Genomic DNA, 22,482 nt, shown 5'->3' on the forward strand with positions numbered 1-22,482 from the left:
GGTCTGAAGGATCAGAACCGGTGGGTCAGCTGCACGCCGGCGCCGTGGGCGCTGTTGCGGTACTCAGCGGAGTAGTTAGTGCCCGTCGAATGATTGGTCTGATCTACTCGCCCTTTGCTTTCGCGCAGATAGGAGTAGGCGAAGTCCATGGTCCAGTCGTGGTTGATATTCCAGCCTGCGCCGAGGGATACGATCTTGCGGTTGCTGACAGGGATGCGCACGGTGCGGTCAGCGTTATTCGTGGGAGACTCATCCATGGTGAAACCACCGCGCAATACCCAAGCTGGGTTCAACTGATAGGCTACACCCACGGCGTAGGACCACGAGTTTTCCCAATTCAATTCTTCGCCGACGGTGTCATATTGTCCGCCAAGCCCTGGATGCATGCCCTCGTTAATTGCTTCGATTTCCTTAAGCTGGCTCCAGCGAGTCCATGTCGCCCCTGCATACAGGGTCCACTTGTCATTCGCTGTATAAGTGATGGAAGTATCAGCCGACTCAGGGGAGGTGAAATCCAGCGTCGCATCATAATTACCGCGAAGAGGAGCAGGGAAACCGGCGAAACGAGTGCGACCTTCAAGCTCGTAGTCCACTTTCGAATGATAGGTCAGACCCCAGGCCAGGCGATCTGTTACATCTACCAGTACGCCCACGTTGAAACCATAACCGATGTCATCACCTTTGATGTTCACAGTCGCGTCGGAACCTGTGACGGCCAATGGCTGGCTAGTAAGCTTGCCTTCAATCTTATTGATTGTCGGGCCGAAGCCGATTGCTATGCGATCATTGATACGGTAGCTGAGAGTCGGTTGCAAAGTCATTACTTGGACCTTGCTGTAAAGCCCGAGATCACGACCCTGCGACGATTTCTCGTAATCGCTGATCACGCCGAACGGAACATAAAAACCGAGGCCGAAATGCCATTTATCATTAAGAGGGCGGACGTAATAGGCAAACGGCACAGCTGCTTCGGGAGCAATGTCTCCCTCGTTAGTGCCTTGTACAAGGTTGGTGCCAGTGGCAGGGTTGGGGCTGGCGCTACCAATATCAGTGCTCGCCTTAATCGCTGCAAAACCACCGCTGATCTCAGCCCGCTCCAGACGCGACATGCCCGCGGGGTTGCCGAACACGGTACTGGCATCCTGTGCGGAAGAGGAGCGGCCAGCGAAACCGGTACCCATGCCGCTGACGCTTTGCTCGTTGATAGCCAAACCGTTTGCCATCAATTGGCAAGAGGCACTGGCTACGGCTACGGCTAACGTGGTTCTGAACCAGGCGTGTTTGATCATCGAGTACTCCTATTGAGGTTTTGAATTGTTGAATTTGTTGACGCCGCGGAAACTAGCAGGAAAAAAGCCGCTGCGCCACGCTCCATGCTTCGGATTTCATGTGATTCGCGTTAAGAAACGTAAATTTCGGCGAAGTTGATGGAAGACTGATCAGTCACCTTGCGGGAGCCGGTTTTTACTTTGTTCACGCCGCAAGAGATAGATCTAGAATCCGCTGGAGCGGGCGTGGTTCAGCCGTCGCCAGAGCACCAGTCGGTTGTTGAGTTCTGCCAGTGTATTTGTGCCTTGCTTCGCGGCTCGGTTCAACAAGATGAGCAGGATCTCAGCAGTGGCCTGGGCGTCGGCGGCAGCGTTGTGTCGCTCGCTGTTGTCCAGATGAAAATGGTTCTGCCAGTCATCCAGCGTCGAGCATTGCTGCGCGGCTTCTGGAAACAACATCGGCGCCAGCTCGGCAACGTCCAGAAAACGATGTTGCAGTCGATGATTCAGGTCCCGACGCAAGCCGCGCCTGAGCATCCGCTGATCGAAGCCGGCATGGAAGGCCAGGAAAACGCAATGGCCAGCAAACTCCATCAGCCCCAACAAGGCGTCATCGGCCGGAACCCCGTCGTTAATCTCACCTGGCGTGATTTCATGCAGCAAGGTGGCTTGGCTGGCGCGGTGGGTCGGGCGAAACACTGTGCATTCGAATTGATCCGCCATGCTGAGAATGCCGGTATCTATCGCAACCGCACCGATGGAGAGTATTTCATCATGCTGAAGATCCAGACCACTGGTTTCCAGATCCAGCACAACCAGGCGCGCTCGATTCAGCGCTGTACTATCGATGGGTTGCGGAGAGGGCAGGGCATCTCGGCGCGCGGCACTGGCCTGTGTGAGTCGGACCGGCTTGGTGCGCTGGAACAGTTGGCGGAGATTCACAGCTGATATCTCAAGGCCAGACTGGACTGCAGACGCTGGGCCTGGCGAAAGGACTCGCGTAGAATGCGGCGGTCCAGATGGTTCAAGGTGTCCGGTGCCAGACGGTTGGAAAATGGCAACTGCTCACGTTCCTGACGCTGGTGTTGCTGCATGCGCACCAGCTGTATGAACTGATAGGCCTCCACATAGGCATCAGCGTCCAGAGCCTCGATTACGCCCTGTTGCTTCAGTTGGTGCAGGCGGCGCAGCGTGCCTGTTTCGCTGATGCCATTAGCCAGTGCAAGAACCCGCGCACCATCGACAAAGGGTGTCAGACCCTGAGTTTTCAGATCCAGCGTATCTTTTTCGTGGCCACTGCGCGACACCACGAAGCCGCGGAACATGCCGATTGGAGGGTGGTTAGCCAATGCATTGCGCGCCAGCAGGTGTTGAAAGGTGCGGTTGTGAGCAACCATGCCCAGTACCGATCTGAACAGTGCCTGGGCGCCACCCGGCTCACCCCAGACCACCCGGAAATCGAAGAAGATCGATGAGGCCAGCAGATTCTCCGGGGTGGTCGACTGAATATAGCGCGAGAAACGGCTGTGCCATTCATCGCGCGACAGGCACATTTCAGGGTTGCCTGCCATGATGTTGCCCTTGCATAGCGTGAAACCACAATCAGCCAGCGCCTGGTTGATCCGCTGCGCCAGTGGCAGCAGGCGTTGGCGGTAGGCATTGGCCTGCTCGGTATTATCGGCTTCGAACAGGATGCCATTGTCCTGATCGGTCAGTAACGTCTGCTCGCGGCGGGCCTCGCTGCCGAAGCATAACCAGGTGAAGGGAATACCCGGATCGCCATGCTGGCGCTGGCACAGTTCGATAGCGCGGCAGACGGTGTGGTCATTGAGCAAAGTGATGATGTCGGTGATCTGAGCGGCTGAGGCACCGTGCGCCAGCATGCTGTCGACCAAGTGGTGAATATCATGTCGCAGGGCTACCAGACTGGAGGTACTCTCGGCCTGGCTGATGGTCCGTGCCAGATGCACCAGATCCACGCGCTGCAAGGCGAACAGATCACGTTCGGATACCACACCCACAAGCCTACCCTTATCTACCACGCAAAGGTGCGCAATGTGCTCACGGGTCATGCTGATGGCCGCGTCAAAGGCACTGGCGGAGGAGGGCAGGTATGAGGGGGACTGGGTCATTACCTCGGCTATGGCCTGCTGCAGGTCCGCTTGCCCCTGCGCCACGATGCGCCGCAGATCGCGCAGCGTGAAAATACCTATCGGCGCCGCCTGCGCATCAGTGATGACGATGCTGCCGACGCTGGCTTCATGCATGCTCTTCACTGCGGCGCCAATGGCGGTGTCTGGCGAGCATGTAACGGGGTCGCGTATGGCGATCTTTGCCAGCACTGTATCCAGCGAATAGTGGGCGCCGACGGCTTCCGCTGCCTCACGTTGTACCTGCAGATTGACCTGCACCAATAGGCTACTGACGCCGCGCAGGGCAAAATTCCGGAACACTGGCGACAAGCCGAGCAGTTGGCTGAAATCCGCTCGCGGCAACAAAAGGCAGAAGGTGTCTTCTCCGGCAATATGATCGGTGCGCGTGGGCCTATCGCCGATGAGTGCGGCCAAAGGAAAGCATTCGCCTACGCTGATTTCAAATGTGGTCGCGGGCGACTCCTGGCTGGGGAGTAGACGTTCTCCACGAACGCGCCCCTGCTTGACGATATGAAAGTGCTGTACGGGGCCTTCAGCGGGGTGAATGATGACGTCGCCCTGTGCATAGAAACGCAGCTCACAATGTTCGACCAGCCAGGCAAGATGGTGGCTTTCCATCTGATTGAATGGCGGGTAGCCGAGCAGGAAGGTCATGGTGCCATGAATATTCTGCTTCACTGCGGTTCTGCCGATCTGGTCGAGCGAGTCGTCTCTGTTCATATGCGCCTCTGCAAGGTATTTCAGCCGTAAGTCTAGTTTCGTTTCGGGCTGGCTGAGGTGATCTGGTGACATAATAATAAGGAGACAATCATGTCCAGTTCCCTTGCCTACAGCAACGCCCCACGAGTCATCCCAATGAGTTCTGGGCCGCTCAGGCCGCTCTGCTGAAATGGCACGGGTATCGCCTTTCCACCGGGGAGATGGAGGAGGTGCTGGGCTCCCATTCAGCCATCGCCGAATGCGCGGTTATCAGCGTGCCGGATGCGATCAAGGGCGAGCTGCCGGTAGGTCTGGTAGTGCTGAAGAATGGTATGGAGCCGGCGCAGCTGAGTACGCACCTCGCCGTGTTGCTACGCGATGAGATTGGTGCCTTGGCGTGTTATCAACGTACCCTGGTAGTCAGTTGGCTGCCGAAAACCCGCTCGGGCAAGATCCTGCGACGTATTCTGCGGCAAATGGTACGCGGCGAGGATTGGGTGGTGTCATCTACTATTGATGACCCCGGCTGCCTGGGTGAGTTGGCGGCGGTGTTGGAGGAATCTGCTCCCGTCGCCGCAGGTTGACGTTTCACAATAATCACCGATTTGCTATCTTGGCGCGGTTGCGAGATGTTGCGGTGCTATCAAGCAGCTCTCGATGTGTTCATGAAAGGGGTAGACGGTGATCAAGGTACTGGTGGTGGACGATCATGATCTGGTGCGTATGGGCATCACCCGCATGCTCGGCGACGTGCCCGGCCTGTCCATTGTGGGCGAGGCTGACAGTGGCGAATCGGCGATCACCCAGGCGCGCGCGTTGAAACCCGACGTGGTGCTGATGGATGTGCGCATGCCAGGAATCGGCGGCCTGGAAGCCACCCGCAAACTTCTGCAGCATGATCGCAGCATCAGAGTCATTGCCGTCACCGCCTGTGATGAAGAGCCATTCCCGACCCGATTGATGCAGGCCGGCGCCGCTGGCTATGTCACCAAGGGCGCTGCGCTGGAAGAAATGGTCAATGCCATTCGCAAGGTGGCGATTGGCCAGCGGCACATCAGTCCGGACATCGCCCAACTGTTGCTGGCGCGGATGTATGACCCAGGCGATGCGGGCCCCTTCGATAGTCTGTCCGAGCGGGAAATGCAGATCGCCTTGATGATCGTCGGTTGCGAGAAAGTGCAGAGCATCTCCGACAAACTCCACCTCAGCCCCAAGACAGTGAATACCTATCGCTACCGCATCTTTGAAAAGCTCAGCATCACCAGCGATGTGGAACTGACGCTGCTGGCTGTGCGTCATGGCATGATCGACGCATCACTCGACCAGATATGAGCACAGAGGTTTTTAACGCCGCAGCCTTTCTGTCTGCGGTCACCGGCAAACCCGGTGTCTATCGAATGTTCGACGCCGCAGGCGAATTGCTTTATGTCGGCAAGGCGAACAATCTCAAGAAACGGTTATCCAGCTACTTCCGCCAGACCGGCCTGAGTCCGAAGACGGCCGCGCTGGTGTCGCGCATTCATCAGATCGATACCACCGTCACGGCCAATGAAACCGAGGCCTTGCTGCTTGAGCAGAGCCTGATCAAGGGATCGCGGCCGCCGTACAACATCCTGTTGCGAGACGATAAGTCTTACCCCTACGTTTATCTCTCCAGTCGGGATGCCTATCCCCGGCTCGGACTGCATCGGGGTACCAAGAAGGCCAAAGGACGGTATTTCGGTCCTTACCCGAGCGCGGGCGCCATCCGCGAGAGTCTGAGCCTGCTGCAGAAAACCTTCAAGGTGCGTCAATGTGAAGAAAGTTATTTTCGCAATCGCACCCGGCCTTGCCTGCAATACCAGATCAAGCGTTGCAAGGCGCCCTGTGTCGGTTTTGTCAGCGAGGAAGAATATGCCGAGGACGTACGCCACTCGGTCATGTTTCTGGAAGGGCGTAGCAACGCGCTGACGGATGAGCTGACCCGAACCATGGAAAGCGCAGCGCAGAACCTGGAGTTCGAGCGGGCTGCAGAGGTGCGCGACCAGATTGGTCAGTTGCGGCGTGTGCAGGACCAGCAGAATATCGATACCGAATACGGCAACGTCGACGTCATAGCCGCTGCGGTCATGCCGGGTGGCGCCTGTGTTCATGTGATCATGGTCAGGCAGGGAAGGGTGTTGGGTAGTCGCAATCACTTCCCGCGGGTTCCTATCGAGCAAACTTCCGGCGAGGTGCTGGCGGCCTTCCTGCCGCAGTACTACCTCGGCACGGGGGAGCGGGAGCTGCCCAAAGAGATCATCGTCAATGCCGTGCATGAAGACCTGCCCGTCATTGCTGATGCGCTGGCGCAGGCGCGCGGCCATGCAGTTGCCTTCACTCACCGGGTGCGCGGTACGCGCAGCCGCTGGCAGAGCATGGCAGTCACCAACGCCGAACAGGCACTGACCTCCATGCTCGGCAATAGGCAGAATATCCAGACTCGCTTCGAGGCTCTTCAAGAGGCACTCGGACTGGATGAAATGCCCACCCGTCTGGAGTGCTACGACATCAGCCACACCAGCGGCGAATCGACCGTCGCTTCCTGCGTTGTGTTTGGTCCCGAAGGCCCGCTGAAAAGTGATTACCGGCGCTATAACATCGAGGGCGTTACTGCCGGAGACGATTACGCAGCCATGCAGCAGGCTCTGATGCGGCGGTTTGCCAAATTGAGCGAGGGTGAGGGCAAGATGCCGGATATCCTCATAGTGGACGGTGGCAAAGGCCAGATGAAGATGGCCCGTGACGTGCTCCAGGAACTGGCCATTCATGATCTTACCCTACTCGGCGTGGCCAAGGGTGTTACCCGAAAGGCGGGTATGGAAACTCTGTATCTGAACGAATCGCACAATGAGTTGGTATTGTCCGGACATTCGCCGGCATTGCATCTGATCCAGCACATTCGTGACGAGGCTCACCGTTTTGCCATCACTGGGCATCGTCAGCGCCGTGGTAAGACGCGTAACACATCCACCTTGGAAGGCATTCCCGGTGTTGGTCCGAAACGGCGCAGGGAACTGCTGAAACATTTCGGCGGTCTGCAGGAATTGATACGCGCGAGCGCGGTGGAAATCGCTAAAGCACCCGGTATCAGCAAAAAACTCGCAGAACAGATATATACTGCTCTCCATAGCGACTAGAATGCAGTCCAAACCCGTTCTCAGAGACGTCATGAACATTCCGAATATTCTTACATTGATGCGGGTCGGTCTGATCCCCGTATTCATTTTGCTGTATTACCTGCCGTTCCATTGGAGCTATCTGGCTGCCGCGGTGATTTTTACGCTGGCCAGCATCACCGACTGGCTGGATGGCTATCTGGCCCGCAAGTGGGAGCAGAGCACCCCGTTCGGTGCTTTCCTCGATCCCGTTGCGGACAAGTTGATGGTCGCCGTGGCGCTGATTCTGCTGGTGCAAAGCCATGGCAACTTCTGGGTGACCGCCCCTGCGGTAGTCATCATTGGGCGGGAGATCGTCATTTCGGCACTGCGTGAGTGGATGGCCGAGATTGGCGCCCGCTCGCAAGTCGCAGTGTCTAATCTGGGCAAATACAAGACGGCGGCGCAGATGGTGGCGCTGGTGGTGCTGCTGGCTAACCCTGCGTTACCCATGAGCGTCTGGGTGATCCTGGGTTACATGCTGTTGATGATTTCTGCTGTTCTGACCTTGTGGTCAATGGTGGTATATCTGCGCGCTGCCTGGCCGCATCTGCGTCCCGGTGCAGATGAAACAAACGACAGATAAACTTTTTTGAATCAATGACTTGACAGGGCGCCGCAGAAAGATAGAATAGGCGCCGTTCCAGAGCGGGAATAGCTCAGTTGGTAGAGCACGACCTTGCCAAGGTCGGGGTCGCGAGTTCGAGTCTCGTTTCCCGCTCCAATTCATGATCTGCAGACTTCCATAGAGGTCTGTAAGTCATTGAAAAAACGGCGAAAGCTTGTTTTTTCATTCCAGTGAAATCCACCAAATTCTACCTGCAGCTAAGGCTTTTAAGTCCTTTTTTAAGTCCTTTTATACGGTATCGGTGGTTGCGGTTAGTTACTGGGAGAAAATGGGGGATGTGATGATGATCAGGTTCTGACTCTACTCAGGAGCTGGAATCATGGCACTCTCTGATCTCACCATTCGCCAAGCCCGGACGACGGGCAAAGACTATACCCTACCTGATTTTGATGGTCTTTCATTGGCCGTATCCGCCGTGGGCGGAAAATCCTGGCATTTCCGGTATTACTGGGCATCCAAGCAAAAACGCATGTCGCTGGGCAGGTATCCGGATGTCAGCCTCCGAGAGGCTCGTTCACTACGTGATGATGCTCGCGCCCTGGTAGCAAAAGGCATCAACCCCAAGACCGACCAAAAACTAAAACTTCAAAACACGATCCTGGCGGAGAAGAACAGTTTCAAGGCCGTCTATTTGATGTGGTTTGCACACCGCAAGCTGGAGCTCAAGGAGGGGAGACAAAGCACCCTTTCTCAGATTCGGCGGATCTTCGTCAAGGACATACTGCCTCGCCTGGGCACCATTTCCATCTTTGATATCCGTCGTTCGCACCTGCTGGATGTATTGGCCAGGATAGAGCGGCGCAGAGCATTCTCGGTTGCTGAAAAAGTGCGCACCTGGTTCAGACAGCTATTTCGCTTTGCCATGGTCAAGTTTGAAGGGATAGAAAGTAATCCTGCATCCGACCTAGTGGCTGTTGCTATTCCCAAACCGCCAGTGGCCAATAATCCCTTTTTGCGATTGCCTGAAATGCCCGAGTTATTACGTAGGCTGCGTCACTTTAGTGGCAGAACAACCACACAGCTCGGTATTCGGTTACTGTTGTTAACGGGAGTACGAACCGGCGAGTTGCGCCAGGCGACCCCTGATCAGTTTGATTTGGATCAGGGGCTGTGGATTATTCCGCCCGAGGCGGTCAAGCAGCTTCAAAATGACATGCGCAAGAAGAAGAGACGGCCCAAGGATATCCCTCCCTACATCGTACCTCTTTCTGTACAGGCGATTGAGATCGTTCGCTATCTACTCGAGCAGGTCAAACCTGCACAGAAAAATTTGCTTGCACACTGCAGCGATTTGAAAAAATGTATCAGCGAGAACACGCTGAACGCGGCCTTGATCCGCATGGGCTACAAGAACCTCCTTACCGGTCACGGTATCCGTGGCACCCTTTCAACAGCACTCAACGAGATCGGCTACCTCAAGACATGGGTTGATGCCCAGCTCTCGCATGCAGATCCCAATAAAGTCAGTGCTACCTATAATCACGCCCTGTATGTAGAGCCACGCCGTAAAATGATGCAGGATTGGGCTGATCGGCTTGATCTGCTGGAGCGGGGAAAAGTACAGGCGGCCAGCAGGCATCTGACCATCCGTATTGAGGGAATGCCACTGAGGGATGACTCTGTAGAGCAGGGGGAACGGTATTCAGACCAGACTCCTCTATCTTCAGAAGTGGACGCCGTTGGTGGCCATCTACCAGCCGTCCCAGTTCAGAATAGGACAGCTGTAGCTAGGGAGGCGAAGGTTTCAGGTATCCAAAACGAGCGACTGGAAATGCTTCAGGCCTATGAAGAACCGCATAACCTGCAAATCGTTCAGTTTGCCAAGCTGGCGGGCAAATCTCGGGATCAGATAAATCGTGAAATCAAGGCTGGAAAGCTGCTCACTTTGAAGGTGGGTAATCGCGGTCAGCGAATTCCTGATTGGCAACTAGATCCCGTAAAACTCAGGCTGACACAGGCAGCAATGGTGAAAGGGCGTGGTGATGCTCATTCTTGGCATCTCTATCGCGTCCTACTGCAGCCGTATGAGCAGTTGCGGGGGAAGTCACCGGTGGAAGCCGTCTTCGCCAATAATATCCATAAGGTGACTAGCGTGGTTCAGGATGCGCTTAGATGACTGTTTTCTTCTTGTCGTAACGGATGATGTGCTTCTATAAAGTTACCGGCCTGTCACGCCGGGGGTAGCGGGTTCGAGTACCGTCCACTGCGCCATATAATTCAAGGGTTTGCAGCGTATTCGCTGTGAACCCTTTTTTATTTTCGGCGCCTGTGTCCTACTGGTGTCCTAAAAATCAAGCTCTAGAATGTTGCGTTAGATCCGACGAGCGGTTGGTTTTGAGATAGCTAACGAGGCCGGATGGGTGCTCCGATACTCTTGAATGATGAGGTCGCTCTGTTGACGAGCTTTCGGATGATTTTTGCTGGTGCAGGGAGGGCTTTGCCGACGTGGTCGCGAGTCCGGGCATTGACTTGCATACACGTGAAATTCTCACCGTAAGCCGGGAAGAAATCACGGAATCCTGCTTCAGATTAAAAATATGAAACATTAATTGGCCGAATAGTTTCTACACCCAGATTGCAGGATGCCATTAGCGCCGATTGAATAGATTGGGCTCAATGCTGCCGCAAGCTACTGTTCGAAGTTGCGTAGCGGCAGCGCTTTTCTCAGCTTGTTGTCTCTTCCGGTGTGTGGAACAAAGCACCAAGACGGTTCATGGTTTCCATCGCCGTCTCTACATGAGGTTCAGCTCGGTACCTGCAGTAGCCTGCGGTACTCATCGATTTCAGTTTGCGCCCGCGCTCATATGCGATGCTTAGATGCACATCATTCGCTAGACTCTCAAACTCCTCAGTGGGAACCAATTTGTGCTTATTGTTTAGGTTTCGTAACGTATCTTTAACGTCTATAGTGAGTCCGGTGTCTTGGACGGTTATCATATCCAAGGCGATTTTTTTGAGCGCGCTGTCGAGAAACGCACCTTTCAAATTTTTCACTTTTTCATTCTCCGCGAGGTTCAGTGGTTTGTTGTGCTCAAGCATTACCCGTGCGCTCAAGCGCTGGCGACTACGAGCTGAGGTATGATGCCGCCACCAAAGTAAGTTGTCTCGCCGGATTTTTAAGGAGCCTCTGTCATGGACCAATCGCATACAGCATTCCCCATTATCACCCTCCCTTCTGTGGATGGATTCGTCGAGACGATCGGCGAAATCTTCTGCGTAGGGCGCACCCAGTCGGAAAAGCTATCTCTCGCTCGTAGCTACTCCACCAAGCAGAATCGCTATCAAGCGCTAATCAAGGGGCGCAATTCACTTCTTGACGCTATGGTCGGACGCTCGATTTACGATACCGAAGAAGATGTCGAATTAAAGAGCACTATCGAGCGCCATTTCGGGCACATGCAACAATTGGTATCTTGGATTCGCGCGAGCCCTATGTATGAGGTCGAGACCCAAGGGGAAGTTAACCAGCAGCTAACGATTGCGTTTGCAGCTCCTCAACTGGCAATATTATTGACCCAAATTGAGCCAATGCTAAAAGACTTTAGTCCGTTGAAATATGTAGACTATTGTCTTGGCTTAATAATTAAAGCGGATAACGAACCTGTTCGGGCGTGCCAGATAGCATTTCGAGATCTGCTAGCTCTTGCACTAAAAGGCAAAAAAGCACCAGATCTTAGTATTAGAAAAAATCTTAATTCTCTTGATACAAAAACTTCAAAATTCTCCGCCACACAGATTTCAGAACTTATAACGTTGGACCGAGAGCTTGGAGAAGTCTTAAAGCTCGAGGAGCGAAAGAATCTAATTGATAAGCTGACAGGGATTTATTCGGCATTTATGGCATTTAATCGACTAAAAAAAATCATGGACCATTGGTCAATTCATGCCTTTTCAGATTTCGCTGTCGAAATATCTGAATTTATGTCGACTTATGGACAGGTGTACAGTGATGATGAGCTAGTAGTCCTCGACGAGTTGGCTCTCTTAAATGATAAGTTGATTGTGGAGTTTTATAGAGCCGAGAACCCAAGTGCATGTTTTAATTTCACCCTCGAAACGTGCAAACCGTATATTTCTATACTCAGTCTCACTAGTGTCTTCTCACCTCCTAGCGAAACCATTGATGTAGCGAAATTGCTAAAAAAAGGAGCTCTAATTTCGGATAGTCGTGAATACTTTCAAAGCCTGAAAGCCACCCTTTTTAAGCATAGGGAAAGCCCGTACTTTGAGGGCGCAAATAATTTCTTAGATGGGATATTGGCACTATATGATGGGGATAGGGGACGGGCCTGTGCTGAATTTCAAAAGTGCTTATCTGCCACACGTCGATGGCCCCTCGGCGTTCTAGAAAACCAGGCGGCACTTTTTTGTATTGGTTTAGCCATGTCGGATGATCCGGGAAAATCGGTAGAAAAAGTAAACCCGCTTCTGGCTATTTACTTGGAAAGCTCCCCCCAACTATATATCATTCAGTTACCTGATTCCATAAAGGATGTCGTGAATTATAATCTTCAGACAGCACTCATCCAATACAATCAGTACTGCCTCAAATTAGATCTTGCCCAAGGTTTTATTTTCAACCCTTTAAAAAGCGTTGAAAAGTTATTCAAGAGAGTATTTGACTGGATTGATGAGAAGGGGTTGGGCGACGAGGACGCTAATATTGTCGAAGCGACTCGAGAAGTTACTAACAGACGGGACGTACAGCGTGTCCGTCCCTACCTAGTATCTGAAAACAGACTTATCGACTGGCTAGCCTCCGACTCGGTAGCTGAAGCTTTTCAATATTTTCCGACTACTGAATCCCTTAAAACTATTCCTAATGTTTGTCGCTTGTTTAGCCGGGGAAGCCACTATCCCTCACTTATTGCCCGCGAGCTTGATAGAAAAACAAATGAAAAGCGGTGAATTATTTAAAATTGAATCACCCCTGATTCCTTAGCCGCTTTCGAAGGACTACTTCTGGCCGATGCTGCTGAAAAAGTCCCTCCGCGATTTTTGCTCACGAAAGGGCGTGGGCGACATTGAAATCTGGCTCGCTCAGAAGACGGAGCTGTCTTGGTTTTCACGTAGCAACGCCAAAGTTGAGCGGTTTTTTGAACTGCTGAAAAGCAGCTTTCTCAGAGCCCGACTTTTTCAACAGAATCGGCCGATTTCTGCCTGTTGCCATCAGGCAGCAATGGGCCAATTCCGGTAGTTTGTGACCAGTCGCTAGCGACAGATTCAGTTGAAGAAATTTGGTTTCAGCTCGCTATGTGTCAATGGCCATTAATTTTGACCCACTTTTGGCCAATAGAATTGACCCACTTGCTCACCGCTAACCGGCGGTTTTCTGCTTCAAGCGGTAGCTCTCCCCTCCCAGCATAAAAATGTGTGAATGGTGGATTACACGGTCAATGATGGGCACTGCCACGTTGTCGTTATGGAAGAACTCGCCCCAGCTGGTGAAGTCCTTGTTGGTGGTCAGGATCACCGAGCGGTACTCGTACAAGTTGTTGATCAACTGGAACAGGTTATACCGGGCCTGACGGGTCATCGGCAGGTAGCCCAGCTCATCGATGATCAGCACATCGTACTTGCTCAGCTGGTTCAGTCGCTTCTTCAGCTCGCCCTTCATCTCCGCCAACTCCAGGTCCTCGACCAGTGCCAGTGCAGTGCGGAACAGCACCTTGTAGCCAGCCTGGACGGCCTTGTGGCCAATCCCAATGGCCAGGTGGGTCTTGCCCACCCCCGGTGGCCCAATGAACACCAGGTTGTCGCGGTTATCGATAAAGCTGAAGTCCAGCAAGGCACTGACCTGTCGCTTGGTGATCGTGGTCTGATGCCGGTAATCAAAGGCCTCCAGGTGCTTCTCCGAGGGGAACTGGGCCTGTTTGAGGTTGCGGCTCACACGACTACTCGAACGGGCGTTGATCTCATGCTCAACCAACGACTGGGCGAAATTCAGGTAAGACATCTCATTGGCTTCAGCCCTGGCCAGCAGGGCGGTCAGTTCACCGGCGGTCGCGCTGAGGCGAAGGCTGCGGTACTGCGCTACGGTGCTATCGAGTAGGCTCATGGGGTCACTCCGTGGCCAGTCGACTGGCCAACGTGGGCGTAAGCATTCAGATCGGCATGGCCGACGCGGCTACCCGCCTCCGGCGCATACTCGCGGTCACTGATGGCGCGTCCTCGCGCCCTGGCTTGCTGCCAGGCTTCGAGGTAGCGCCTGAGTCCGGTGGCGGTCAGCTCGCTGCGCTCGCACAACTCACCCAACAGCTTGGTATCAACCGGCGCGTGGGCCATGAGCAGATCACGCACGGCGACCAGTTGGTCCTTGTAGATACGCGGTGAGGTCCGCTTAAGCAATTGGCACAGGGCAGAGCCCAGATCATCGGAGAGGATCGCATCAATGCTGTGTTCCAGATCGGTAATGCGCTGGGTCTGGTCTCGGTAGTGGTTGTTGTTCTTGATCATCCGGCCCTTGGCCTTGCACAGGTCATGGGTGGCGATGAGCTCGCCGCTCTCCAGGTCATGGATCAGCAGCTGGTTGTCCTGTGCGCTGACACCGACACGGGCTTGCTGCCAAGCCATGGGTACCGAATACTTGTTAGCCTGCCAGGAGATCAGCCCGGTCTTGTCGACCTTGCGCGTTTCTCTTGCAGGCATCAAGTGCAGCAGGCTCTGCGGGACCAGATAGGGCTTGAGCTGGCTGCGCTCCAGCGCCTCGAAATGCTCCCGAGGATGCTGTCCGGTCGTGCCGTGCACACGCGCATTGGCTACGGTCTCAAGCCAGTCATGCAGATGCTGGTGAACGGCGTTCTCGTCCGCAAATTGCTCGCCATAGAAACAGTCACGCTTGACGTACTTGACGCCGGCCTCCACCTTGCCCTTGCTCTCCGGGTCATAGCCCTCACAGGCATGGATACGATAGCCAGCCGTGGTTGCATACTGGTGGAAGCGCTGGTTGAGCGTCAGCTCTCGATATTGCTCGCTGATCACCACCATCTTGGTCTGGTCGTAAATGCACTCCTCAGTGACGCCGCCGAAGTAACGGAATGCCTCGTCATGCATCTGGATAAAACGCTCGGTATCCAACGGACGGAAGCTCAGGCCGACATACATTAGCCGGGAACAGGACAACACAAAAACCACAAAATGCACCACGCGCTCCACGCCGCCGATCATGACGCCACGCAACTCACCGGGATCGACCTGGCACTGAACGCCCGGCACCGACTCAACGACCGGTTCGTAATAGCGGAACTGGCCGCAGGCAACCTGCTGCTTGAGCGTTTGTACATACCGGCGGATGCTCCGGTCAGATACCGCCAGATCAACGCTGCGCTCTCTCAGACGTCGGGCCAACTTGACCGCACTGAGTGCTGGAAACTGGATCAGCTGATTGATCAGATAATCACGGTGCCCGTCGAGCAGCTTGGTCCGCGAAGGGTCAGCAATGGCGACGCTGATCTGCGTTTCATCCAGGTGAAGATACTTGCGTACGGTATTCCGGGAAATCCCCAGCTCACGGCTGATGGCACGGACCGACAAACCCCGGCCCTGGTCGTACAACCCCTTGATCTTGTGAATCACAACCCACTCCTTCAATGATCTGTCCCCGGCCTGTGCATAAGGCGGGTGACGCTACATGGATCGGTGGCCAGTGCCACCATGGGTGGGTCAAAATTGTTGGCCAGAGGTGGGTCAGTTTAATTGGCCATTAACACTATGACTCAGACATTGCTACCAACGAAGGGTCTACTCACCCCATATTAGTGGTTTCTCGGCCCTTGTCGGCTTCTGCCGTGAATCGTCGACGGTATTGGCTCAACCCTCATAACTCCGGGACATTTCAGTTTCGCTCATGCCGAAGTCCTGCATACGCCTTGCGGGGGCTTTCTTTGGGAAATCTATATAAGTCAGCGCTCGTCATCGCAGCTTCCGCCACATGGTTTCTCAGCTCAGGTGATTATGAATGAGCTGTCGTTGCTCTGGTGGCAGCGTAAGGGGCTGGCGAGCCTCTAGGGTGAACCGGTCGCCATTGAACCATAACAGCTCGGCATGCTGGTCAACGAGTTGTAGCTGGGCTTCGCGGAACGTCTGCACCTGATGCATTTCCCCCTCGATACGGCTGGGGTGTAGGCTGCTGACGGAGCGGTTGGTGACCCAGAGCCATTCATGACCAGAATCTGATGTGTTGGCCATCTGGTCGTGGCGTTTGATCTCGACCAGATGGCCCTGTGGTGATGCGAACAGACGCATGACTTCGTAAGCTAAAGACATAGAATGGATCGATTGCTGATGGAAGGTGGTAATTCTGCCAGAGATGCAGCTTTTCTTCATGGTCGCTGCTCGCTCATTCGCAGCTCTGATATTTGGCAAAATCCCAGTCCTGGTCATCCCGACCTCGTTACTTCTCATTAGTTGGATAGAACAGCAAGACTATTTTTCGAAATTTCTTATTGTTATTTTCATCATGTGATTGACCAAAAATGTCACTTCAGCCATCAAGATGATATTGGAGATTACCAGGAGTGATGTTGGGGTTGGACGTAGGCTAGCGCAACGCGTTTGAGGGTCACGCATGACAGGCTGCAGGATGACCTTTCAGGTCATGTTTGTGACTATTTAAGTTGAGAGATGTCACGGTATGGAAATATGACCGTCATGACGGCTTTACGGCCTTTACAGCGAGACGATTACCGAAAACACTGATCATCAGCGTTAATTCTGGCTCTTGAGCCTGCGGGGAGGCTTTAGCTAGACGTGCTACGTCTTTTCTCCGGTTTGCCTTGGTACCCGATCGGGCTTCGCAGGGATGTCCATTACGCCACGATCTTCATAGGTGTTTTGCTGCAGATGACCAGTCGCATCGAATGCAAAAGCAGATGGAAGCGCGTGACAGTGATTTCAAATACTATAAAAATATTCTATACACCCATCGAGGCCGCTATACGGTGGAGTAACCTGTCCGAGCATGAGGAGACTATCCTCGACAAGCTCAATCCTGATTGCATACCCTCAGCTCAGGAATTGGAAGAATGGCCGCTTGTTAGTCTGAATTTTGGTCGGATCTACGACGGATTGCTCAATGGGGATCTGCCCTTTGGTCGAAAGGGTATTACCTGTGCAGATCCCGAACTGCTGACTTCTCCAGACGTCACGATCAGACATGTGGATATGCGCGTATGGATGATAGAAAACTACCCCGATCAAAGGCCCGATTTTCTCTTTGATGAATATGAGCGATCGCTGCATCCCTCCATTTCTGTCGAAGCGGCTCAAATCCTGGTCTTTGAACGGGACCTCTGGTGCTCTACAAGCAAAAAGCTCCAGGCGCAGTTGAATGTGATGCAAAGTGAGCTTGAGACCGCTACCACTCGCAATGGCGGTGAGTCACTGAGTCAGCGCGCTGAATACACCTACTTGAATATCATAGGCGCATTGGTTCAGCTCATACTAAGCGAAACGCCGTCAGGCATCGCGTATTCCACTTTTCGGAGCCAGGAAGCCATTATTACCGCACTGATAGCCCATCATGCCGGCCTTATGGGTATCACTGAACGAACCCTGCATGCCAAGTTTGCTGAGGCAAAGCGCCGACTGATGGCACAAGTCATCTAGCGTTTCCATCCTGCATATGCAGTAGCCAGTTCTGCATATGCAGTGCCCATTCAGAGCGGCATCCTCCTCAATGAGATCACGTCCATGAAGCGCCAGAAGCGCACAGGAGTGATCAAGATGAACCAGCAAACAACTTCCAGCGAGGCCAATATTGAACGCCGCATATTGCGTCGGCCAGAAGTAGAAGCAAAAACCGGTTTTAAACGCGCTCATATCTACAACATGATGAGTGTGGGTAAGTTTCCTCAAGCTATCCGCATTGGCGTGCGTGCAGTGGGTTGGGACTCAGTCGAGATAGAAGAATGGCTTACAGAGCGGCGAAATGAACGGTCATGACCGTACTTTCCCCATCCAGGAAACAAGGGAGCCGTTCATGCAAGTATTGTCATTGATAAGTACCAAAGGCGGAGTTGGTAAAACTACGATTGCGGCCAATCTTGGTGGCTTCTTTGCCGATGCCGGTTTTCGGGTTTTGTTGCTCGATCTTGATACTCAACCCACGCTGTCCTCGTACTACACACTTGTCCATCGAGCCACTGGAGGCACCTACGAACTGCTTGCCTTCAATGAGCAAGACCTGACGAAGATCGTGTCACGCACGGCTATCAACGGCCTTGATATCATTGTGTCGAATGACGAGCACCGGCAGTTGAACACCTTGCTGTTGCATGCTGCAGATGGACGCTTGCGGTTGCGCAATTTGTTGGCGATATTCAAACCGCACTACGATCTGGTACTGATTGATACTCAAGGTGCTCGCAGCGTTCTGTTGGAAATGGCCGTATTAGCCTCCAATCTGGCTATCTCGCCAATTACTCCGGAGATCCTGGCTGCTCGTGAGCTGCACCGTGGCTCGTTGCAACTGATGGAGGAGATGACTCCTTATCGCCATCTTGGCATTCAGCCCCCTCAATTGCATCTGTTGATCAACCGGGTTCCAGCCGTTTCCTCCAACGCGCGGCTGGTACAGCAGACGTTGCGGTTGGTGTTCCGGAAACATCCAGGCGTACATGCTCTGGAGTCAGTGGTTCCCGCCATCGTAGCGTTTGCGCGTGCGGCAACCAGGGGGCGGCCTGTCCACCAGGTTGAACGCCGACGTCCAGCGGGTCGCCAAACACCAGCGGCATTGGAGATCGTTTGCAACCTTGCTACAGAGTTGTTTCCCCAGTGGCAGGCTCGGTTTGTTCTAGTCACCGGTAGGGGGCCTTATGTCCACCGTGTGTAACCCAGGCCCTGGGCACAAGCGGCTTTTGTCACTTATTGAAACTGCGATGAGTGAAGAACCGAACGTCATGCGTACTCAAGGCGGGCATCTGACATTCAGCAAACCAGGCCTCCCGAGCATCTACACCTGTCCGGCTACGGACAACCGCCGCGCCGGGATGAATGTCACAACATCGCTACGCAAGGCGCGCGAACATCATGGAGGAGCGGATGGCTGACTTCACATCTGAAGAGATGGCTGACAAGTTATTGGCAGCTGGCTTTTCACGCAGCGGTCCTGTGGCTCAAGCCTTGAGCGATCCCCTTGTTGATACGCCGGTGGTAGTAACGCTCGATGAACTGCGTGCTTACGAACTCAACCCAAGGCTAACGCGTAATCCACTCTACGCGGAGATTAAAGCCTCGATCCGTGAGCGCGGTCTGGATGCGCCACCGGCTATAACCAGGCGTCCTGATGCCGACCATTACATTATCCGCAACGGGGGTAATACACGCCTGGCGATCTTGCGGGAGCTATGGGCTGAGACAAAAGATGAGCGGTTCTTTCGAATCTCTTGCTTGTTCCGGCCTTGGCCGCAGCACGGTGAAATCGTCGCACTAACAGGCCATCTGGCAGAAAACGAACTTCATGGCAGGCTGACCTTCATTGAGCGTGCCTTGGGTGTCGAGAAGGCCAGAGAGTTGTACGAGCAGGAAAGCGATGGCGCCTTGTCTCAGAGCGAGCTCGCCCGCCGTCTTGCCGCGGATGGTTATCCTGTCCCACAACCGCATATCAGCAGAATGCAAGAAACCATTCGCTACCTGTTACCTGCAATTCCTAATGTTCTCTACAGCGGGTTAGGCCGTCATCAGGCGGAGCGCTTGGTGATGTTGCGCAAAGCGGCTGACCTGATCTGGCAACAACATGCGCCCCAGAAAAACATGCAGGGTGATTTTGATGCGATATTCCACGATGTGCTGGCATCCTTCGATGCGCAACCTGATGCATTCAGCCCCAAGCGGGTTATGGATGAGCTAGTTGGACAGATGGCCGATCTGTTGGAGCTCGATTACAGCGCGCTGGAACTGGATATCGATAATATCGACAGGCGCCAGCGTGCTGTGACAAGCCCACCGCAAATGCCGGCCAGCTCTGAGACATCCGTCCCCGAAACGGGTGCCCTTACAGACTTGCAGCCATCGCCAGCCACATCAGCACCAGCGCTCCGGGATACGGCGTCTACACCTGAAACACCCTCTGAACAGCATGTGGTCACAAAAGCATCAGGAGATGACCTGCCTTCTGCCGCCGGTGCAGCCTTGTCAGGGGAGACCGAACATGAGAACGGTAATGCCGTAGAAGCAACGCTGCAAGCCCATATCGTCTCACCTGTGGACAGTACCGAACGGCTGCAGGCTATCCAGCAATTGGTGGCGAATCACACGGGTGAAGAGCGCCCTGATTTTGCAGAGACTGTACTACGGGCCATCCCGGTCCAGGTAGGGGGGCTCTTTCCGATCACAGATGTCTGGTATATCGAGCCAAGTCTGGATGCGCCAGACCGTCTTCGTATCCACCTGGCCCAGTTTGCAGGTGAGATAGCCGAGGAAGCAGACATGCTGGACTGTATCGAGGCCGTCGGCGACGGGGTTGGCTTTATCTGCGCTACTGACAGTGGCAGCCCAAAGACTTCTTCACCGTTTAGCCTCGCTGTCCAGGCACTGTTATGCGCATTGAGCGCTACGCATGAGGAGCCGTCCCTGTCTTCGAGCGTCCGGCTGGAGCATGTGCTGGGGCCGTTGTTACATGGGGTCATGCCATGCGATGAGCACAACATGCCCCGACTGAGCGATAACGGTCTGGTCAAACTGTTTCGCATGCTGCGTCTTGCTCGTCGGCTGCAAGATCTGGAGACCGGCGCAGCAGATCGAGCAGACAACTGAACAAGCGGAGACGATCATGTCGGGGCCACATCCTTTGAATCAAGCCGTTGTAGCTCAGGCTCTGCATGATCTGCGCAATGGCCAAATGCGCAGATGCTTATCCATGGGCTTTGGGGAGCGTGAGCTTGATGTGCTGAAACAGCCGGCGCTGGTTGCCTTGCTTGCCGACGCACGCGTGCCTTGGTGCACTGTCACAGTGAACCGCGACGTGCTCTGGCGGCTGGTCAACCAGATGCATGAAATCGAGTCTGAAATCGCTACGGTTGATCGTATGCTGCGGCTTGGAGCCAGTACCGAGATGGTCTGTGCTTTCTATGGATTGACGCATCAGGAGGTGGCGCTGCGTCGGGACATTCTTGAGCTGCCCAAGCGCAAGGGGCGTCATCCTGTGTTGAGTGAAGAACAGGAGACCGATTTATGGCATCGATGGAAACCTGCTGTTGCTGAGCGCGATATCCCTCTCAACGACGATGCCTCGATGCTCACTCTGACCATGGATCTGGCTGAAACCATGGCTCTACCGGTGTCGGTCATTTGGAGCGTCATACGGAGCTGGATCGACCAGGGCCTTGCCTGAGCCATGGATACATTGAATACGGGTGCAACTGGCCCCGTACCGCTCCGCCAACTACTCGATAGCGCCTTGCATCAGTTGAACGGTGCGGGGCCAGGTGATGGCTTTCTTTTCAGCGGCAACCGGCATGAGAGCGTGCCTCGTGGGCTACTGCTTGATCGCCGACTCACCCCGTTGGAGCGCAACGCCTGGCAGGTGTTCAGGTTGTTGCTCAGTGAAGATGGTATAACCACCTTTCCGACCTACGATCAATTACGCCCGTACCTGGCCTCCATGCCCTGTGTCGCCCAAGCCTCACATGAAACGGTAGCGCGTGCGCTGACTGCTTTGCGACTGACGCGCTGGCTCAGCCTGGCTCGTCGTCGACGCGATCCCCGCAGCGGTCGCATTCTGGCGAACCTGTACGTGCTGCATGATGAGCCGCTCACTCCCTACGAAGCCATACAGATCGACCCGGAGTACCTGGGCCTGATCAGTAACTCCCTTACCCATGCCAGTAAATCGATCAAGCGGCTTGGCCACCATGTGCTGAACGAGTGGGCGGTCGATCCTTTTCTGACCCAGCGCTCATTACCTACACGGCTCCAGGTTCTGACGCTGCACCTGGCGGATAATGTTCAGCCTCCCTCGGCGACTTACCCACAACCGACGCTGGATCACCAATCCGAAGAAGGGGAGGAGGCCTTACTTCGGATTGGTGATCCGCTGTCTTCGGATTCCGAAGCAGGGCTGAAACCCAGCAATCACCACTCACTTCCGATTCCGAAGCAGGACCGTACTGTAGTACTTAATATAAAAACAAAAGAAGTACGTACTGTACCGCGCGCATGTGAGTTGCCGGGACTGTGTTTGCCTGACCATTTCTCACGATTGAAGAACGAGCAGCAGGCAGGCGCATTGGTGGCTCTAAAACAAGTTGAACAGGAACAGCGTCAAGCGGTGCTGGACGAATGGGCCGCACGTTGCCACACCAGCACGGTTCGCAACCCAGCCGGCTACTTGTTCGGCATCATTCAGAAGGCGGTTCGCGGTGAGTTCAAGGCCTGGGCAACACAGAAACGGGCAGTTATTACACCTGCCAGTGCCACGCCGCAGATCGCTGTACCGTCAGCGCCGTCGGCCAGCCCGGAAAGCGTTCGCATCCACTTGGCACGCATGCGCGCCATGCTAAACAAGACCGAATCGGGTGAGCAGTAGGCTCCGGTGGAAGTCCATAGCGCTATACCCTGGG

20 protein-coding genes and 1 tRNA gene are annotated in these 22,482 nt (G+C 54.3%); 14 read left to right on the top strand and 7 right to left on the bottom strand.

Annotated features, from left to right (window positions below):
* Positions 1-11: 11 nt before the first annotated feature.
* The 3 genes from BLU11_RS06455 to BLU11_RS06465 form a co-directional block, all read right to left on the bottom strand.
* Entirely contained in the window at positions 12-1,286 is a 1,275-nt protein-coding gene (locus BLU11_RS06455; protein WP_407920249.1) for an OmpP1/FadL family transporter, read from the bottom strand.
* A 207-nt stretch (positions 1,287-1,493) separates the two neighbouring features.
* On the bottom strand, positions 1,494-2,210 hold the full coding sequence (locus BLU11_RS06460) for a 3'-5' exonuclease (RefSeq protein ID WP_331456696.1): 717 nt from the start codon (positions 2,208-2,210) through the stop codon (positions 1,494-1,496).
* A complete protein-coding gene (locus tag BLU11_RS06465; protein WP_090272583.1) occupies positions 2,207-4,141 on the bottom strand; it encodes a putative nucleotidyltransferase substrate binding domain-containing protein in 1,935 nt (644 codons plus the stop codon). Before BLU11_RS06465 ends, BLU11_RS06460 begins: the two co-directional genes overlap by 4 nt.
* A gap of 209 nt (positions 4,142-4,350) precedes the next feature.
* On the opposite strand from BLU11_RS06465, the gene BLU11_RS06470 reads away from it, so the two are divergent.
* From BLU11_RS06470 to BLU11_RS06495, 6 genes are all read left to right on the top strand, one after another.
* On the top strand, positions 4,351-4,704 hold the full coding sequence (locus BLU11_RS06470) for an AMP-binding enzyme (protein ID WP_231702278.1): 354 nt from the start codon (positions 4,351-4,353) through the stop codon (positions 4,702-4,704).
* 97 nt (positions 4,705-4,801) lie between these two features.
* A complete protein-coding gene (gene uvrY / locus BLU11_RS06475; RefSeq protein WP_090272585.1) occupies positions 4,802-5,452 on the top strand; it encodes a UvrY/SirA/GacA family response regulator transcription factor in 651 nt (216 codons plus the stop codon).
* The gene (gene uvrC / locus BLU11_RS06480) at positions 5,449-7,278 is read left to right on the top strand and encodes an excinuclease ABC subunit UvrC (protein WP_090272586.1); all 1,830 of its coding nucleotides are present in this window, start codon (positions 5,449-5,451) and stop codon (positions 7,276-7,278) included. Before uvrY ends, uvrC begins: the two co-directional genes overlap by 4 nt.
* 31 nt (positions 7,279-7,309) lie before the next feature.
* Entirely contained in the window at positions 7,310-7,882 is a 573-nt protein-coding gene (gene pgsA, locus BLU11_RS06485) for a CDP-diacylglycerol--glycerol-3-phosphate 3-phosphatidyltransferase (protein WP_090272587.1), read from the top strand.
* A 62-nt stretch (positions 7,883-7,944) separates the two neighbouring features.
* Positions 7,945-8,020: transfer RNA gene (locus BLU11_RS06490), tRNA-Gly, on the top strand.
* 223 nt (positions 8,021-8,243) lie between these two features.
* Positions 8,244-10,040 (top strand): tyrosine-type recombinase/integrase, encoded by a 1,797-nt coding sequence (locus BLU11_RS06495; RefSeq protein WP_090272588.1) that lies wholly within the window; start codon positions 8,244-8,246, stop codon positions 10,038-10,040.
* A gap of 548 nt (positions 10,041-10,588) precedes the next feature.
* Here the strand turns inward: BLU11_RS06495 and BLU11_RS06500 are convergent.
* Entirely contained in the window at positions 10,589-10,963 is a 375-nt protein-coding gene (locus BLU11_RS06500; RefSeq protein ID WP_090272589.1) for a hypothetical protein, read from the bottom strand.
* A gap of 93 nt (positions 10,964-11,056) precedes the next feature.
* On the opposite strand from BLU11_RS06500, the gene BLU11_RS06505 reads away from it, so the two are divergent.
* Positions 11,057-12,832 (top strand): hypothetical protein, encoded by a 1,776-nt coding sequence (locus BLU11_RS06505; protein WP_090272590.1) that lies wholly within the window; start codon positions 11,057-11,059, stop codon positions 12,830-12,832.
* Positions 12,833-13,241: 409 nt separating this feature from the next.
* Here the strand turns inward: BLU11_RS06505 and istB are convergent, their stop codons facing one another.
* The 3 genes from istB to BLU11_RS06525 all read right to left on the bottom strand — a co-directional run bounded on the left by istB (position 13,242) and on the right by BLU11_RS06525 (position 16,249).
* Positions 13,242-13,982, bottom strand: a complete 741-nt coding sequence (istB, locus tag BLU11_RS06515) for an IS21-like element helper ATPase IstB (protein ID WP_090271457.1) — start codon at positions 13,980-13,982, stop codon at positions 13,242-13,244.
* The gene (gene istA / locus BLU11_RS06520) at positions 13,979-15,499 is read right to left on the bottom strand and encodes an IS21 family transposase (RefSeq protein ID WP_090271454.1); all 1,521 of its coding nucleotides are present in this window, start codon (positions 15,497-15,499) and stop codon (positions 13,979-13,981) included. Before istA ends, istB begins: the two co-directional genes overlap by 4 nt.
* Before the next feature lie 363 nt (positions 15,500-15,862).
* Positions 15,863-16,249, bottom strand: coding sequence for a hypothetical protein (locus tag BLU11_RS06525; RefSeq protein ID WP_231702279.1), 387 nt, complete (start codon positions 16,247-16,249; stop codon positions 15,863-15,865).
* Between the two features lie 516 nt (positions 16,250-16,765).
* On the opposite strand from BLU11_RS06525, the gene BLU11_RS06530 reads away from it, so the two are divergent.
* The 7 genes from BLU11_RS06530 to BLU11_RS06560 all read left to right on the top strand — a co-directional run bounded on the left by BLU11_RS06530 (position 16,766) and on the right by BLU11_RS06560 (position 22,448).
* Positions 16,766-17,530, top strand: a complete 765-nt coding sequence (locus BLU11_RS06530; protein WP_090276294.1) for a hypothetical protein — start codon at positions 16,766-16,768, stop codon at positions 17,528-17,530.
* A gap of 117 nt (positions 17,531-17,647) precedes the next feature.
* Positions 17,648-17,866, top strand: a complete 219-nt coding sequence (locus tag BLU11_RS06535) for an AlpA family transcriptional regulator (protein WP_090276296.1) — start codon at positions 17,648-17,650, stop codon at positions 17,864-17,866.
* Positions 17,867-17,903: 37 nt separating this feature from the next.
* Positions 17,904-18,755 carry a ParA family protein gene (locus BLU11_RS06540; protein ID WP_090272593.1) on the top strand — a complete coding sequence of 284 codons (852 nt, stop codon included), beginning with the start codon at positions 17,904-17,906 and terminating at the stop codon, positions 18,753-18,755.
* Positions 18,756-18,801: 46 nt separating this feature from the next.
* Positions 18,802-18,972 (top strand): hypothetical protein, encoded by a 171-nt coding sequence (locus BLU11_RS06545; protein WP_231702280.1) that lies wholly within the window; start codon positions 18,802-18,804, stop codon positions 18,970-18,972.
* Positions 18,965-20,677, top strand: coding sequence for a ParB family protein (locus tag BLU11_RS06550; RefSeq protein WP_090272595.1), 1,713 nt, complete (start codon positions 18,965-18,967; stop codon positions 20,675-20,677). The genes BLU11_RS06545 and BLU11_RS06550 overlap by 8 nt, the downstream gene beginning before the upstream one ends.
* A gap of 16 nt (positions 20,678-20,693) precedes the next feature.
* Entirely contained in the window at positions 20,694-21,254 is a 561-nt protein-coding gene (locus BLU11_RS06555; protein WP_090272596.1) for a DUF2857 domain-containing protein, read from the top strand.
* 3 nt (positions 21,255-21,257) lie between these two features.
* Positions 21,258-22,448 (top strand): STY4528 family pathogenicity island replication protein, encoded by a 1,191-nt coding sequence (locus tag BLU11_RS06560; protein ID WP_090272597.1) that lies wholly within the window; start codon positions 21,258-21,260, stop codon positions 22,446-22,448.
* The last annotated feature ends 34 nt before the right edge of the window (positions 22,449-22,482 follow it).

The organism is Halopseudomonas litoralis (genome assembly GCF_900105005.1).
Taxonomy (GTDB): Bacteria; Pseudomonadota; Gammaproteobacteria; order Pseudomonadales; family Pseudomonadaceae; genus Halopseudomonas; species Halopseudomonas litoralis.

What these genes read in the sequence shown, in the direction of transcription:
- uvrC (WP_090272586.1), top strand. Translation starts at nt 5,449, where the DNA reads ATGAGCACAGAGGTTTTTAACGCCGCAGCCTTTCTGTCTGCGGTCACC.
- BLU11_RS06495 (WP_090272588.1), top strand. Translation starts at nt 8,244, where the DNA reads ATGGCACTCTCTGATCTCACCATTCGCCAAGCCCGGACGACGGGCAAA.
- pgsA (WP_090272587.1), top strand. Translation starts at nt 7,310, where the DNA reads ATGAACATTCCGAATATTCTTACATTGATGCGGGTCGGTCTGATCCCC.
- BLU11_RS06500 (WP_090272589.1), bottom strand. Translation starts at nt 10,963, where the DNA reads ATGCTTGAGCACAACAAACCACTGAACCTCGCGGAGAATGAAAAAGTG.
- BLU11_RS06505 (WP_090272590.1), top strand. Translation starts at nt 11,057, where the DNA reads ATGGACCAATCGCATACAGCATTCCCCATTATCACCCTCCCTTCTGTG.
- BLU11_RS06560 (WP_090272597.1), top strand. Translation starts at nt 21,258, where the DNA reads ATGGATACATTGAATACGGGTGCAACTGGCCCCGTACCGCTCCGCCAA.
- BLU11_RS06545 (WP_231702280.1), top strand. Translation starts at nt 18,802, where the DNA reads ATGAGTGAAGAACCGAACGTCATGCGTACTCAAGGCGGGCATCTGACA.
- BLU11_RS06525 (WP_231702279.1), bottom strand. Translation starts at nt 16,249, where the DNA reads ATGAAGAAAAGCTGCATCTCTGGCAGAATTACCACCTTCCATCAGCAA.
- istB (WP_090271457.1), bottom strand. Translation starts at nt 13,982, where the DNA reads ATGAGCCTACTCGATAGCACCGTAGCGCAGTACCGCAGCCTTCGCCTC.
- BLU11_RS06465 (WP_090272583.1), bottom strand. Translation starts at nt 4,141, where the DNA reads ATGAACAGAGACGACTCGCTCGACCAGATCGGCAGAACCGCAGTGAAG.
- BLU11_RS06535 (WP_090276296.1), top strand. Translation starts at nt 17,648, where the DNA reads ATGAACCAGCAAACAACTTCCAGCGAGGCCAATATTGAACGCCGCATA.
- BLU11_RS06550 (WP_090272595.1), top strand. Translation starts at nt 18,965, where the DNA reads ATGGCTGACTTCACATCTGAAGAGATGGCTGACAAGTTATTGGCAGCT.
- BLU11_RS06555 (WP_090272596.1), top strand. Translation starts at nt 20,694, where the DNA reads ATGTCGGGGCCACATCCTTTGAATCAAGCCGTTGTAGCTCAGGCTCTG.
- BLU11_RS06530 (WP_090276294.1), top strand. Translation starts at nt 16,766, where the DNA reads ATGACCAGTCGCATCGAATGCAAAAGCAGATGGAAGCGCGTGACAGTG.
- BLU11_RS06540 (WP_090272593.1), top strand. Translation starts at nt 17,904, where the DNA reads ATGCAAGTATTGTCATTGATAAGTACCAAAGGCGGAGTTGGTAAAACT.